Source organism: Variovorax defluvii (assembly GCF_039541515.1).
Taxonomy (GTDB): domain Bacteria; phylum Pseudomonadota; class Gammaproteobacteria; order Burkholderiales; family Burkholderiaceae_C; genus Variovorax; species Variovorax defluvii.
Genome location: NZ_BAABGJ010000077.1, coordinates 553 through 14,773, shown reverse-complemented (window position 1 = coordinate 14,773; position 14,221 = coordinate 553). Strand labels below are relative to the sequence as shown.

Annotated in this window: 10 protein-coding genes and 1 pseudogene; 10 read left to right on the top strand and 1 reads right to left on the bottom strand. The window is 71.1% G+C overall.

Annotation, left to right across the window (positions count from 1 at the left end; all coding sequences use genetic code 11):
• Nucleotides 1-13 precede the first annotated feature (13 nt).
• The 3 genes and pseudogenes from cobO to ABEA07_RS22080 all read left to right on the top strand — a co-directional run bounded on the left by cobO (nucleotide 14) and on the right by ABEA07_RS22080 (nucleotide 2,503).
• Nucleotides 14-583, top strand: a complete 570-nt coding sequence (cobO, locus tag ABEA07_RS22090) for a cob(I)yrinic acid a,c-diamide adenosyltransferase (protein ID WP_345540555.1) — start codon at nucleotides 14-16, stop codon at nucleotides 581-583.
• The gene (gene cbiB, locus ABEA07_RS22085; protein ID WP_345540554.1) at nucleotides 584-1,579 is read left to right on the top strand and encodes an adenosylcobinamide-phosphate synthase CbiB; all 996 of its coding nucleotides are present in this window, start codon (nucleotides 584-586) and stop codon (nucleotides 1,577-1,579) included.
• Between the two features lie 2 nt (nucleotides 1,580-1,581).
• A pseudogene (locus ABEA07_RS22080) lies at nucleotides 1,582-2,503 on the top strand (aminotransferase class I/II-fold pyridoxal phosphate-dependent enzyme).
• A gap of 10 nt (nucleotides 2,504-2,513) precedes the next feature.
• Here ABEA07_RS22080 and ABEA07_RS22075 read toward each other — a convergent pair.
• The gene (locus tag ABEA07_RS22075; RefSeq protein ID WP_345540553.1) at nucleotides 2,514-3,428 is read right to left on the bottom strand and encodes a LysR family transcriptional regulator; all 915 of its coding nucleotides are present in this window, start codon (nucleotides 3,426-3,428) and stop codon (nucleotides 2,514-2,516) included.
• 169 nt (nucleotides 3,429-3,597) lie between these two features.
• On the opposite strand from ABEA07_RS22075, the gene ABEA07_RS22070 reads away from it, so the two are divergent.
• From ABEA07_RS22070 to ABEA07_RS22040, 7 genes are all read left to right on the top strand, one after another.
• Entirely contained in the window at nucleotides 3,598-4,473 is an 876-nt protein-coding gene (locus ABEA07_RS22070; protein WP_345540551.1) for an alpha/beta hydrolase, read from the top strand.
• Between the two features lie 143 nt (nucleotides 4,474-4,616).
• A complete protein-coding gene (locus ABEA07_RS22065; protein ID WP_345540550.1) occupies nucleotides 4,617-5,861 on the top strand; it encodes an efflux RND transporter periplasmic adaptor subunit in 1,245 nt (414 codons plus the stop codon).
• A gap of 31 nt (nucleotides 5,862-5,892) precedes the next feature.
• Entirely contained in the window at nucleotides 5,893-9,180 is a 3,288-nt protein-coding gene (locus tag ABEA07_RS22060) for an efflux RND transporter permease subunit (RefSeq protein ID WP_345540549.1), read from the top strand.
• Nucleotides 9,181-9,218: 38 nt separating this feature from the next.
• Nucleotides 9,219-10,700, top strand: a complete 1,482-nt coding sequence (locus ABEA07_RS22055; protein ID WP_345540548.1) for an efflux transporter outer membrane subunit — start codon at nucleotides 9,219-9,221, stop codon at nucleotides 10,698-10,700.
• A gap of 82 nt (nucleotides 10,701-10,782) precedes the next feature.
• Nucleotides 10,783-12,252: a cobyric acid synthase gene (locus ABEA07_RS22050; protein WP_345540547.1), complete on the top strand. Its 1,470-nt coding sequence runs from the start codon at nucleotides 10,783-10,785 to the stop codon at nucleotides 12,250-12,252.
• Nucleotides 12,249-13,289, top strand: coding sequence for a nicotinate-nucleotide--dimethylbenzimidazole phosphoribosyltransferase (cobT, locus tag ABEA07_RS22045; RefSeq protein WP_345540546.1), 1,041 nt, complete (start codon nucleotides 12,249-12,251; stop codon nucleotides 13,287-13,289). Before ABEA07_RS22050 ends, cobT begins: the two co-directional genes overlap by 4 nt.
• Nucleotides 13,289-14,083, top strand: a complete 795-nt coding sequence (locus ABEA07_RS22040) for an adenosylcobinamide-GDP ribazoletransferase (protein WP_345540606.1) — start codon at nucleotides 13,289-13,291, stop codon at nucleotides 14,081-14,083. The genes cobT and ABEA07_RS22040 overlap by 1 nt, the downstream gene beginning before the upstream one ends.
• Nucleotides 14,084-14,221: the final 138 nt, after the last annotated feature.

Here is a 14,221-nt window from a genome sequence, read left to right as displayed (position 1 = left end):
GAAAGGACACGGTATGCAAGTCGAAACCCCACCCACCGAGAAACCTTACGAGAAGCCCGAGGGCGAGCGCCGCGGCCTGGTCATCGTCCACACCGGGGACGGCAAGGGCAAGAGCACGGCCGCCTTCGGCCTGGCGCTGCGCGCGCACGGCCGCGGCAAGGCGGTGAAGATCTTCCAGTTCATGAAGGTGCCGAGCGCGCGCTTCGGCGAACACCGCATGTTCGAGCAGATCGGCGTTCCCATCGAAGGCCTGGGCGACGGTTTCAGCTGGAAGAGCCAGGACCTGGAGCGCTCCGCGCAGCTCGCCCGCGGGGGCTGGGAGAAGGCCAGGGCGGCGATCCTGTCGGGCGAGCACTTCCTGGTGGTGCTGGACGAGATCACCTACCCGTTGATCTACGGCTGGCTGCCCCTGGAAGGCGTCCTGGAAACCCTGCGCGCGCGGCCGCGCGAGGTGCACGTGGTCCTGACCGGCCGCCGCTGTCCGCCGGAGATCGTCGAGCTCGCCGACACCGTGACCGAGATGACGATGGTCAAGCACGCCTTCCAGGCCGGCATCCCTGCCCAGCGGGGCATTGAAGACTGAATGTCCCCGTTCTGGCCTTTCCCAGCCCCGTGGGAGGGCGGGGGTGGGAGCACCGACTCCCTCATCCACGCCGCCGCCCTCTGCCTCGCCCTGGCGGTCGACCGCTGCTTCGGCGAGCCCCCCGCCCGCTGGCACCCCGTGGTCTGGATGGGCCGCTACCTGTGCGCGACCGGCCGGCGCATCGCGCCCCCGACCGGTGGAAGGGCATCACTCAGCGCAAGGGCCTTCGCAACCGGCATGCTCGCCTGGTGCCTGGGCGCGACGGTGGTCGTCCTCCTGGCGGCCCTCGTCGGCCTCGTGTGCGCGAGCCTGCCTGCATGGGCCGAGGCCGCGGCGCTGGCTCTGGCGCTCAAGCCCCTGCTCGCCTGGCGCATGCTGCGCGGCGAAGTGCTTGCGGTGGAAAGCGCCCTGGCGAGCTCCCTCGACGAAGGCCGCGCCCGCCTCTCGCGCCTGGTGAGCCGCGACGTGCGGCCGCTCGACGAAGGACAGGTGCGCGAGAGCGCCATCGAATCGCTGGCCGAGAACCTCAACGACTCGGTGATCGCGCCCCTGTTCTGGTTCCTCCTGCTGGGCCTGCCCGGGGCCGCGCTCTACCGCTTCGCCAACACGGCCGATGCGATGTGGGGCTACCGCGGCACCCGCGACGGCCGTGTGTGGGAGTGGGCCGGCAAGTGGGCCGCGCGGGCGGACGACCTGCTGTCCTGGCTGCCGGCACGCCTGACGGCGCTGCTGCTGTGGGCGCCCGGCCTGGCAGGGGTGCGGCGCGAGGCGGCCCGGACGCCGTCGCCGAACAGCGGCTGGCCCATGGCCGCCATGGCGTTGCGGCTGGGCGTGCGGCTGGCCAAGCCGGCTGTCTACGTGCTGAACGCGGGCGGGCGTGTGCCCACGCCCGCCGACACTCGGCAGGCGGCCGACATCGGGAGCAGGGCGGTCGGTCGGATGGCCTTGCTCGCGTCGGCCGTCCTCCTCGTTCCGGCGGCATGGGGCCACGCATGAGCATGGCGCACCCACCCGCCGAAGCCCCGGCCTTGCACGGCGGCCCCGATGCCCGCGGCGCGGCGCCGCATGACTTCTCCACCAACGCGAACGCCTGCGGCCCTTGCCCCGTGGCACTGCGCGCGCTGCACGAAGCCGACCCCGCCCGTTACCCCGACCCGCGCTACACGGCGCTGCGCGAGGCGCTCGGGCGCTTCCATGACGTGGACGCCGGTCGCATCGTGGTCGCCGCCAGCGCGAGCGAATTCATCGCGCGGATCACCGCCGCGGTCGCGCAGCAGGGCGAGGGTGCGGTCTGGCTGCCCAGGCACTCCTACGGGGACTACGCGCGGGCGGCCATGGCATGGCAACGCACACTGAGGCGCGAACCCGAGGCAGCCGCAGGCTGCGCGCTCGTCTGGTGCTGCGACCCCTCCAGCCCCCTGGGACAGGCGCAGCCGGCGCTGGATGCGCTCGTCGACGGTTCAGCGTCCGCGGGCGCCGCCTGCGTGCTGGACCTGGCCTACGAGCCGCTGCGCCTCGAAGGCCGCCTGGCGCTCGCCGCGGCGCAACGCGACCGCGCCTGGCAGCTGTGGACGCCGAACAAGGCCCTCGCTGGGCGCGCACGGCGTGGCCCTGCTCGATGCATGGACGCGGGACGAGACGCGCGCGTGGCTGGCGCGCAGCCTCGACAAGCTGCGCGATTGGAAGACGGCGCAACGGGCCCTGTGCGAATCCATGGGCTGGACGGTGCTGCCGAGCACCGCCAACTACTTCTGTGCGCGCCCCGAGACGCCCTGTGTCCCGCGTGCGGCCGCGCTGCGCGCAGCAGGCGTCCAACTGCGCGACACCGCTTCCTTCGGCCTGCCGGGCCACGTGCGCCTGGGCGTGCTGCCGCCGGCGAGCCAGGCGGCGCTGGGCGAGGCCTGGCGCGCGCTGCGCTGACGGCAGCCGTTCAGCGCCGCTGCAGCGCCGGATTCTTCGCGAACAAGTCCGCCGCCCAGTCCACGAACACCCGCACCTTGGCGCTCAGGTGCCGGTTGGGCGGATACACCACGTGCACCGGCAGCGGCTCCCGCGTCCAGTCCGGCAGGAGCTGGATCAGCTCGCCGGAGGCGATGTGCGGATCGGCCATGAAGCGCACGCACTGCGAGATGCCGAAGCCGCCCAGCACGGCCGCCAGGTGCGCGTTGGCCTCGTTCACCGAGACGCGGTACGGGGCCGAGATCTCGATGTGCTCCTCGCCCTTGCGGAACTCGTGCGGGTACACCCGCCGGGTGCCGGCCGCGAAGTAGCTCACCACGTGGTGGCGCTTTTCCAGGTCGCTGGGGTGCTGCGGGATGCCGTAGCGCTTGACGTAGGCCGGCGAGGCCACCGTCACGAAGTCCAGCGTGCCGATGCGCCGGGCCACCAGCGACTGGTCGGTCAGGTCGCCCGCGCGGATCACGCAGTCCACGTTGTCGCTGATCAGGTCCACCGGCCGGTCGCTCACGCCCAGGTCCACCTGGATGTCGGGGTAGTGGTCGCAGAAGCCGGCCAGGGCGGGCAGGATGATCATGCGCGCCGTGGAGGAGCCCACGTCGATGCGAAGCCGCCCGGTGGGATTGGCTTGCGCGTTGGTCATGCTGGCCTCGATGTCGTCGAAGTCGTTCAACAGCCTGGCCGTGCGGTCGTAATACGCGGCGCCGTCCGGCGTGACGGTCACGCGGCGGGTGGTACGGTTCAGCAGCTTGACGTGCAGACGTGACTCCAGCGCCTGGATCTGCTTGGTGACCGTGCCCTTGGGGAGTCCGAGCGAGTCTGCGGCACGGGTGAAGGTGCCGGCTTCCACGACGCGGACGAAGATCCGCATGGCCTGGATCTGATCCATGAATGCTCCTAGGGGTAACCCGCACACGAAAAGGGCGGGCGCGGATTCTCACATGGGGTGTATTAGCCGATTGTTAGTCGATTGGAAACAGAGTAACGGTCCACGGCTGGTTGTGGCAGCCAGCGAGGCCCTTAACATTCAACCATCGTTCACATCCCGAGCCTGCCTCATGTCCACCCGCCCCATCCCGCGTCCTGCCGAAGCCGTCGCGGCCACGCCGGCCGCTGCTGCGTCGGGTCTCGAAACCGACATCAGCATGCCCCTGCCCGAGCGCGAGCCGGTGCAGGCTCGTCTCTACGGCCAGAAGGGCAAGGGCGCCGCGTCGACGCCGCTGGTCGTGCATTTCCACGGCGGCACCTTCGTGAGCGGCGGCCTGGACGAGGGCCGCAACGTGGCGCGGATGCTGGCCGGTGCCGGGGCGGTGGTGCTGTCGGTGGACTACCCGCTCAAGCCTTTCCCCGAGCCGATCGAGGTCGGCTTCGCGGCCCTGGAGTGGGCTTACAAGCACCGCGCCAAGCTGGCCGGCAAGGGCGCCCGCCTGTACCTGGCGGGCGAGGAGGCCGGCGGCAACGTGGCCGCCGCGGTGGGCGTGATGGCGCGCGACCGGGCCCATCCGCCGCTGGCCGGCCAGATCCTCCTGTCGCCGATGCTGGACCCCTGCGCCGGCACGCTCTCGCTGCGCAAAGCCTCGACCGACGTCGTGCGTTGCCGCTGGGCCTCGGGGTGGCAGGAGTACCTGAGCAGCCCGATGAACGCCACGCACCCCTATGCGGTGCCGGGCGCGGCGCTGCGCCTGGCCGAACTGGCGCCGACCCTGGTGCTGGTCGGCCAGGACGATGCGATGCGCGACGAGGCCCTGAGCTTCGCGCGGCGCCTGCATGAAGCCGGCATCCCGGTGACGGAGGCGCTGCTGCCTTCGTCGGCCCGGTGTCCGGACGAGTTGTACGACCCCGCGTCCGGGGAATGCGCGTGCTCGGAGACAGTGGGTGGGCATCTGCGCGCGTTCTTCGCTTCCACGGTGCCGCCGCTGCCGCCCCCGGCGTAGGCCCGGCCGGCTGCGCCGGTAGACCCTTTCTCGAAGTCTGTTCGGACCGCCGGCAACCCCGGCAGGGCCGGCTGTCGCCTTCCTGCCGCCACCGCGGCGGGACGGGCTCCTGTTTTCCAAAAGTCATCACGAGGACCTTCACCATGCTGCCAACCAACAACAAGTCGAACCTCCGCCGCCGCGTCTGGCCCGCCGTGACCGGCGTCACGGCCCTGGTGGCCGTCGCCTCGGCGGTGCTGCTCGGATTCCCCAGCTTCAAGGCCGAGGCCAACGACGCGCCGGCGGTCGCGGCGCCGCGTGCCACGCCGGTGTCGGTGGCCGTGGTGGCTGCCACCGAGGTCAACACCTGGGACGAGTTCTCCGGCCGCCTGGAGGCGGTGGAACGCGTCGACGTGCGCTCCCGCGTGTCCGGCGCGGTGCAGACGGTTCATTTCCGCGAGGGCGCGCTGGTCAGGCAGGGCGACCTGCTGGTCACCATCGACCCGGCGCCCTACGCCGCCGAGGTGGAGCGCGCCGAGGCGCAGGTCACCTCGGCCCAGGCCCGCGCCGCTTTCACGCGCAGCGAGCAGGAGCGCGCCCGGCGCCTGTGGGACGACAAGGCCATCGCCCAGCGCGAGCTGGACGAGCGCATCAACGCCCACCGCGAGGCCGAGGCCAGCCTGCGCGCCGCCCAGGCCCAACTGCAGAGCGCCCGCCTGAACCTGGGCTATACCCAGGTGAAGGCGCCGGTCGCCGGCCGCGTCGGCAAGCTGGAAGTGACCGTGGGCAACCTGGTCGCCGCCGGCCCCGGCGCGCCGGTGCTCACGACCCTGGTGTCGGTCAGCCCGATCTACGCGAGCTTCGACGCCGACGAGCAGGTCGTGGTCAAGGCGCTGAAGGAACTGCCGGCCGGCGCCGCCGCGCGCGGCAAGCTGGATGGCATCCCGGTGCAGATGGGCACGGCCGGCCTCGAGGGCACACCCTACGAAGGCCGCCTGCAGCTGATCGACAACCAGGTCGACGCCAGGAGCGGCACGGTGCGCGTGCGCGCCGCATTCGACAACAAGGACGGCCTGCTGATCCCCGGCCAGTTCGCCCGCATCCGCATGGGCCAGGCCAAGAGCGACACCGCACTGCTGGTGAGCGAGCGCGCGGTCGGCACCGACCAGAACAAGAAGTTCGTGATGGTCGTGGGCGAGGACAACAAGGCCGAGTGGCGCGAAGTCACGCTGGGCGCGCCGGCCAACGGCCTGCGCGTGGTGACCAAGGGCCTGAAGGCGGGCGAGCGCGTGGTCGTCAACGGCCTGCAGCACATCCGGCCGGGCGCCCTGGTGGCACCGACGGCCGTGAGCATGGACGGCAAGACCGAAGCGCAGGCCCAGAGCGTGGCCAGCGCCGCCAAGTCCTGATGGACGACGGCAACCGGAGGGAATTCACATCATGAATCTATCGAAGTTCTTCATCGATCGGCCGATCTTCGCGGGCGTGCTCTCGCTGCTGATGCTGATCGCCGGCCTGATCGCCCTGCGCGGCCTGCCGATCTCCGAGTACCCCGAAGTGGCGCCGCCCTCGGTGGTGGTGCGCGCGCAGTACCCGGGCGCCAACCCGAAGGTGATCGCCGAGACGGTGGCCACGCCGATCGAGGAGCAGATCAACGGCGTCGAGAACATGCTCTACATGAGCAGCCAGGCCACCACCGACGGCGTGATGACGCTCACGGTGACCTTCAAGCTCGGCACCGACCCCGACAAGGCGCAACAGCTGGTGCAGAACCGCGTCACGCAGGCCGAGCCGCGCCTGCCGGAGGAAGTGCGGCGCCTGGGCGTGACCACGATCAAGAGCTCGCCCGACCTCACGATGGTGGTGCACCTCGTGTCGCCCAACGAGCGCTACGACATCAACTACCTGCGCAACTTCGCGGTGCTCAACGTCAAGGACCGGCTCGCGCGCATCGAGGGCGTGGGCCAAGTCAACATCTTCGGCGGCGGCGACTATTCCATGCGCGTCTGGCTGGACCCGCAGAAGGTGGCGCAGCGCGGCCTGTCGGCCGGCGACGTGGTGGCGGCCATCCGCAGCCAGAACATCCAGGCCGCGGCCGGGGTGGTCGGCGCCTCGCCGGGCCTGGCGGGCGTGGACATGCAACTGTCCATCAACGCCCAGGGGCGCCTGCAGAACGAAGAGGAGTTCGGCGACATCATCGTCAAGAGCGGCGCCGACGGGCAGGTCACGCGTCTGCGCGACCTGGGCCGCATCGAGCTGGGCGCGGCCGACTACTCGCTGCGCTCGCTGCTGAACAACGACCAGGCAGTGGGCATCGGCGTGTTCCAGGCGCCGAACTCCAACGCGCTCGACATCTCGGCCAACGTGCGCAAGACGATGGACGAGATCAAGAAGAACATGCCCGAGGGCGTGGAGTACCGCATCGCCTACGACCCGACGCAGTTCGTGCGCGCCTCCATCGAGTCGGTGGTGCACACGCTGCTGGAGGCCATCGTGCTGGTGGTGCTGGTGGTGATCCTGTTCCTGCAGACCTGGCGCGCCTCGATCATTCCGCTGCTGGCCGTGCCGGTGTCGGTGGTCGGCACCTTCGCCGTGCTGCACGTGCTGGGCTTCTCGATCAATGCGCTGTCGCTGTTCGGGCTGGTGCTGGCGATCGGCATCGTGGTGGACGACGCGATCGTGGTGGTGGAGAACGTCGAGCGCAACATCGAGGCCGGGCTCACCCCGCGCGAGGCGACCTACCGCGCCATGCGCGAAGTGTCGGGCCCGATCATCGCGATCGCGCTGGTGCTGGTGGCGGTGTTCGTGCCGCTGGCCTTCATCAGCGGCCTGACCGGCCAGTTCTACCGGCAGTTCGCGGTCACGATCGCGATCTCGACGGTGATCTCGGCGATCAACTCGCTCACGCTGTCGCCCGCGCTCGCCGCGCTGCTGCTCAAGGGGCACGACGAGCCCAAGGACGCGCTCACGCGCGGCATGGACCGCGCCTTCGGCTGGTTCTTCCGCGGCTTCAACAAGGTCTTCCACCGCGGCTCGGAGGCCTACAGCAGCGGCGTCAAGGGCGTGATCTCGCGCAAGACGCTGATGCTCGTGATCTACCTGGCGCTGGTGGGCCTGACCTTCGGCCTGTTCAAGGCGGTGCCCAGCGGCTTCGTGCCGACGCAGGACAAGCAGTACCTGATCGGCTTCGCCCAACTGCCCGACGGCGCCACGCTGGACCGCACGGAGGACGTGATCCAGCGCATGGGCGAGATCGCCAAGAAGAACCCGAACGTCGAGGACGCGGTGTCCTTCCCGGGCCTGTCGATCAACGGCTTCACCAACAGCTCCAACTCGGGCATCGTGTTCGCCACGCTCAAGCCCTTCGACGAGCGCCGGCGTGCCGACCAGAGCGGCGCCGCGGTGGCGGGCCAGCTCAACCAGCAGTTCGCCGGCATCCAGGACGCCTTCATCGTGATGTTCCCGCCGCCGCCGGTGGCGGGCCTGGGCACCACGGGCGGCTTCAAGCTGCAGCTGGAGGACCGCGGCTCGGTGGGCTACGACCAGATGGACGCGGCGGTCAAGGCCTTCATGGCCAAGGCGCGCCAGGCGCCCGAGCTGGCCGGCATGTTCACGAGCTGGCAGGTCAACGTGCCGCAGCTGTACGCGGACATCGATCGCACCAAGGCGCGCCAGCTCGGCGTGCCGGTGACGGACATCTTCGAGGCCATGCAGGTCTACCTCGGCAGCCTGTACGTGAACGACTTCAACAAGTTCGGCCGCACCTACACCGTGCGGGTGCAGGCGGATGCGCCGTACCGCGCACGCGCCGAGGACATCGGCCTGCTGAAGGTGCGCTCCAACACCGGCGAGATGGTGCCGCTGTCGGCGCTGATGAAGGTGGGCTCCAGCTTCGGCCCCGAACGTGCCATGCGCTACAACGGCTACCTCTCGGCCGACGTCAACGGCGCGCCCGCGCCCGGCTTCTCCTCGGGCCAGGCGCAGGACGCGATCGAGCGCATCGCCGCCGAGACCCTGCCCCCGGGCGTGGGCTTCGAATGGACCGAGCTCACCTACCAGGAAATCCTGGCCGGCAATTCGGCGGTGCTGGTGTTCCCGCTCGCCATCCTGCTGGTGTTCCTGGTGCTGGCCGCGCAGTACGAAAGCCTGACGCTGCCGCTGTCGATCATCCTGATCGTGCCGATGGGCCTGCTGGCCGCGATGACGGGCGTGTGGATCTCCGGCGGCGACAACAACGTCTTCACGCAGATCGGGCTGATCGTGCTGGTGGGCTTGTCGGCGAAGAACGCGATCCTGATCGTGGAGTTCGCGCGCGAGCTGGAATTCGCCGGCCGAACGCCGATCCAGGCCGCGATCGAGGCGAGCCGCCTGCGGCTGCGCCCGATCCTGATGACCTCCATGGCCTTCGTGATGGGTGTGCTGCCGCTGGTGCTGGCCAAGGGCGCGGGCTCCGAGATGCGCTCGGCGATGGGCGTGGCGGTGTTCGCCGGGATGATCGGGGTGACGGCCTTCGGCCTGTTCCTGACGCCGGTGTTCTACGTGGCCCTGCGCAGGCTGACCGGCAACAGGCCGCTCAAGCTGCACGGCGAGGTGCCCCGCATGGCGGACGACGACAGCTTCGTCTCGGCCGACCATCCTGCGCATCCAGGCGGTGGCGCCTCCGGCCATGCCGGTGGCGGGGGCGGTCTGCGGCCCCAGCCGGCGGCGCCCTTGAAGGCGCACGAATGAACGAGGGCGTTGGCTCTCCAGACTGAAGAAAGCGGATCATGAAACTCGATCGAAGCACTTTCATCCGGCCCTTGCGCGCGGCGCTGGTGCCGCTCATGGCGGCCCTGGTGCTGGCCGGCTGCGCCACCGCCGTGCCGGAGGCGCCGAGCGTGCAGGCGCCGGCGCAGTTCAAGGAACAGGCGGCAGCGCCGGCCGAAGGGCAGTGGACCCGCGCCAGGCCCGCCGAGGCGCAGCCGCGCGGCGAATGGTGGCGTGCCTTCAACGACCCGGTGCTCGATGCCCTGGTCGCGCGCGCCGACAGCGCCAACAACAGCATCCAGGCCGCGGCGGCGCGGCTGGCCGAGGCGCGCTCGCTGGTGCGCAGCGCCGATGCGAACCGCGCCCCGCAGCTCGGCCTGGGCGCGGGCGCCAGCCGGCAGCGCGGGCTGGACCGCAACCAGAGCACGCAGCCCTCGACGCTGATCAGCGCGGGCCTGGACTTCTCCTACGAGCTCGACCTGTTCGGCCGTCTCTCGAAGGCCAGCGACGCCGCCCGCCTGGACGCCGAATCGCGCGAAGGCCTGTTGCAGAGCACGCGCCTGCTGGTGCAGGCCGAAACCGCGCAGACCTACCTGGCGCTGCGCGCCATCGACGACGAGCGGCAACTGGTGCGCGAGACCGTCGAGGCCTACCGTGACACGCTGCGCCTCACGCAGCAGCGCCATCAGGCCGGCGACATCGCCGAGCTGGACGTCGCCCGCGTCGAGACCGAGATGGCCTCCACCGAATCGGACGCGCTCACGCTGGACCGCCGCCGCGCCGAGCTGGAGCATGCGCTGGCCGTGCTGACCGGCGAGGCCGCGTCCAGCTTCGAGATGAAGACCGAGCGCTGGACCACCGCCTTGCCGGTGATCCCGGCCGGGGTGCCGGCCACGGTGCTGACGCGCCGGCCCGATGTCTCCGCCGCGCAGAAGAGCGTGCTGGCGGCGCAGTCGCGCGTAGGCGTGGCGCAGACCGCATGGTTCCCGAACATCTCGCTGACCGGCGGCGCCGGCTATGCCTCGTCGGAACTGGGCGACCTGTTCAAGTGGTCGGCGCGTTCGTGGGGCATCGGCGCGCTGCTGTCCCTGCCGCTGCTCGACGGCGGCCGCCGCGAGGCCGGCGTGCAGGGGGCGAATGCCCAGCTCGACGGCGCGCTCGCCGGCTACCGCGAACAGGTACTGACGGCCTTCCGGGACGTGGAGGACCAGCTGTCCTCGCTGCGCATCCTGGAGGCCCAGTCGGAAGTGCAGGGCAAGGCGGTGGCCTCGGCCACGCGGGCCACGCAGCTGTCCGACACGCGCTACCGCAACGGCTACATCAGCCAGCTCGACCTGCTCGATGCGCGCCGCAGCGAACTGCGCAACCGGCGCCAGGCGCTGCAGGTGCGGTCCGCGCAGTACCAGGCCACCGTGGGCTTGATACGGGCGTTGGGCGGCGGCTGGACGGCCGGCGATGCGGTGGCGCAGGCCGCGCCCGCGGCCCAGGTGGCGGCCCGCTGAGCGCCAGCTGGGAAAGCCGGCCTCAGTCCAGACCGGCGCGGTGACGCGGCAAGGGGTCGTGCCGGTCGACGACAATGCCGGCATGAACGAGAGAACCGGGCGCCTCAAGGCCCGCAGCGTCATGGTGCTGGGCACCACCAGCGGTGCCGGCAAGAGCTGGCTGGCCACTGCCCTGTGCCGCTGGTATGCGCGTCAGGGCCTGAAGGTCGCGCCCTTCAAGGCGCAGAACATGAGCAACAACGCGCGCGTGGTGGCCGGCGGGGAGATCGGCAGCGCGCAATACTTTCAGGCCCTGGCGGCGCGCGCCGTACCCGACGTGCGCATGAATCCTCTGTTGCTCAAGCCCGAACGCGACACGCACAGCCAGGTCGTGCTGATGGGCCAGGTCAGCGCCGAACTGACGGCCATGCCCTGGCGCGGCCGCAGCGAGCGCGTGTGGCCGCAGATTGCGCAGGCGCTCGACGAACTGCGCGCCGACAACGATGTCGTCGTGATCGAGGGCGCCGGTTCGCCGGCCGAGATCAACCTGATGGACAGCGACATCGTCAACCTGCGTGTGGCGCGTCATGCCGATGCGCGCTGCCTGCTGGTGACCGACATCGACCGCGGCGGCGCCTTCGCGCATCTGTACGGCACCTGGGCCCTGATGCCCCAAGCCGACCGCGCGCGCCTGGCCGGCTTCGTGCTCAACAAGTTTCGCGGCGATGCCGCGCTGCTCGCACCCGCGCCCGCTCGCCTGCGCGAGCTGACCGGCGTGCCCACCGTCGCGACCCTGCCCATGTGGTGGCAGCACGGCCTGCCCGAGGAGGATGGCGTGTTCGACGAGCGCGGCAGCGCGCCGGGCGAGGTGCGCCTCACGGTGGCCGTGGTCGCCTATCCGCGCATCAGCAACCTCGACGAGTTCCAGCCGCTGAAGAACATCGAGGGCCTGCGCCTGCGCTGGGCGCGCAGCCCCGCCGAACTGGCCGGCGCGGACTGGATCGTGCTGCCCGGCTCGAAGAACACCAGCGGCGACCTGGCCTGGCTGCGTGCGCAGGGGCTCGACCGCGCCGTGGCAGCGCATGCCGCGCAAGGCGGCGCGGTGCTGGGCATCTGCGGCGGGCTGCAGATGCTGGGCGAGGCCCTGATCGATCCGCATGGCGTGGACGGCAACGCGCCGGGTCTCGGCCTGCTGCCGCTGGTGACCGTGTTCGCGCAGGACAAGACGGTGCGCCTGCGCGAGACGCGCTTCGGTGCGCTCGAGGGCTGCTGGGCTGCGTTGTCCGGCGTGGCGTTGCGGGGCTACGAGATCCACCACGGGCAGACCGCGCCCCATCCCGCGATGGCGGCTGCCGGCGACCCTGCGCACCCGGCCATGCCCAAGGACCTGGCCTGGCGCAACGCGCGCGGCAACGTGCTGGGCCTGTATCTCCACGGCCTGTTCGAGGACCCGGCCGTGCTGCAGGCGCTGTTCGGCGCGCGTGCGCGCACGCTGGCGTCCGTGTTCGACGGTCTGGCCGACCGGATCGACGCGCACTTTGAAGCCGGCGCACTGCGCGGCCTGATCGAATGACACTTGAACTCCCCGCCGTCGAGGCCATCGACGATGCCGCGCTCTCTGCGCGGCTCCAACACCTACTCGACCACAAGACCAAGCCGCTGGGCGCGCTGGGCCGGCTGGAGGCGCTGGCGCTGCGGGTCGGGCTGATCCTCGGCAGCGAGGCGCCGGCGCTGGAGGCGCCGCAGATGCTAGTCTGTGCCGGCGACCATGGACTGGCGGCGCGCGGCGTCTCGGCCTTCCCGAGCGACGTCACCTGGCAGATGGTGGAGAACTTCCTCGCCGGCGGGGCTGCCGTGAGCGTGCTGGCACGGCAGCACGGGCTCGCGCTCACGGTGGTGGACTGCGGCGTGCGGCATGACTTCGCGCCGCGGGTGGGCCTGCGGCTCTGCAACATCGCGCCGGGCACCGCGGACGCCTCTTCCGGCCCGGCGATGAGCGCCGCGCAATGCGAACAGGCCATCGCCAATGGCATGGCGCTGGTGCGCGGGCTGCCGGGCAATGCCGTGCTGCTGGGCGAGATGGGCATCGGCAACACCTCCGCCGCCTCGATGCTGCTGGCGCGGCTGGCGGGGCTGGACATCGATGCCTGCACCGGCAGCGGCACCGGCCTCGACGCGGCCGGCCTGGCGCGCAAGCGCGCGCTGCTGCGCGAGGTGCTGGCCTTGCATGCCGACGCGGGCACGCCGCTGGGCGCGCTCGCGGCCTTCGGTGGCTTCGAGGTCGCCACGCTGGTCGGTGCCGTGCTGCAGGCAGCCGAGGAACGGCGCGTGATCGTGGTCGACGGCTTCATCGCCGGCGCCGCCGTGCTGGTGGCCAACGCGTTGCGTCCGCACGTGGTGCAGCGCTGCGTGGCGGCGCATGCGTCCGCGGAGCCGGGGCATCGCCTGTTGCTCGAAGCGCTCGGCCTGTCGCCCCTGCTGGCCCTGGACCTGCGGCTGGGCGAAGGCTCCGGCGCCGCGCTCGCCTGGCCACTGCTCGAATCGGCCTGCCGCATCCTGCGCGAGATGGCGAGCTTCGAATCGGCCGGCGTGTCGCAGCGGGACGCATGATGCAGGGCCTGCGCCACTTCCTGCTGGCGCTGCAGTTCTTCACGCGCGTGCCGGTGACGGGGCGGCTGGCCGGCTGGGTCGGCTTCAGTCCCGCGATGCTGCGGGCGAGCGCGGCGCATTTTCCGGGCGTGGGATGGCTGGTCGGCGCGGTGGCGGCGGCCGTGTTCCTGCTCGCGCAGGCGGGGCTGCCCGGGATGGCGGGGGCCGCGGCTGCCGCGCTGCTGTCGACCATCGCGACGGTGCTGCTGACCGGTGCCTTTCACGAGGATGGCCTGGCGGATGTCGCCGACGGCCTCGGCGGCTCCGCGGACCGTGCGCGCGCGCTGGAGATCATGAAGGACTCGCGCATCGGGGCCTTCGGTGCGATCGCGCTGGTGCTGGCACTGGGCCTGAAGATCGCACTGCTGGCCGCGTTGGCGGGGCAGGGCGCGATGATCGCGGCAAGCGCCTTGCTGGCGGCGCATGTGCTGTCGCGGTTGGCGCCGCTGTTCCTGATCCGCTGGCTGCCTCACGTCGGCAACGAGGGGACGAGCAAGTCCAAGCCGCTGGCGGACGCGATCGGCGGTGGGGCCTTGGTGGTGGGCGCTCTGTATGCGCTGCCGGCCGCGGCCTTGCTGCTGGCGACGCATCCGCCGATGCGGGCAGCAACTGCACTGCTGGCCTGCGGGCTTGGCGCGTTCCTGGTGGCGCGGCTGCTGCTGCGGCGGCTGCAGGGCTTCACGGGGGACGGGCTGGGCGCTACGCAGCAGGTGTGCGAGCTCGCCGTCTATGTGGCGTTGGCGTGGCAGGCATGAGACGACTGATGTCGGGTGTTGACCTGCTTCTCTCTTCAAGGGGGGAGGGCGCTGTTTCCTTGTTTTTGCGTTGTTGGTTGTTTGGCGCGGGAGCCTTGAATTTGGCTCTTGGGCCTTTGTTTTGGCCTTGCTTGTTGG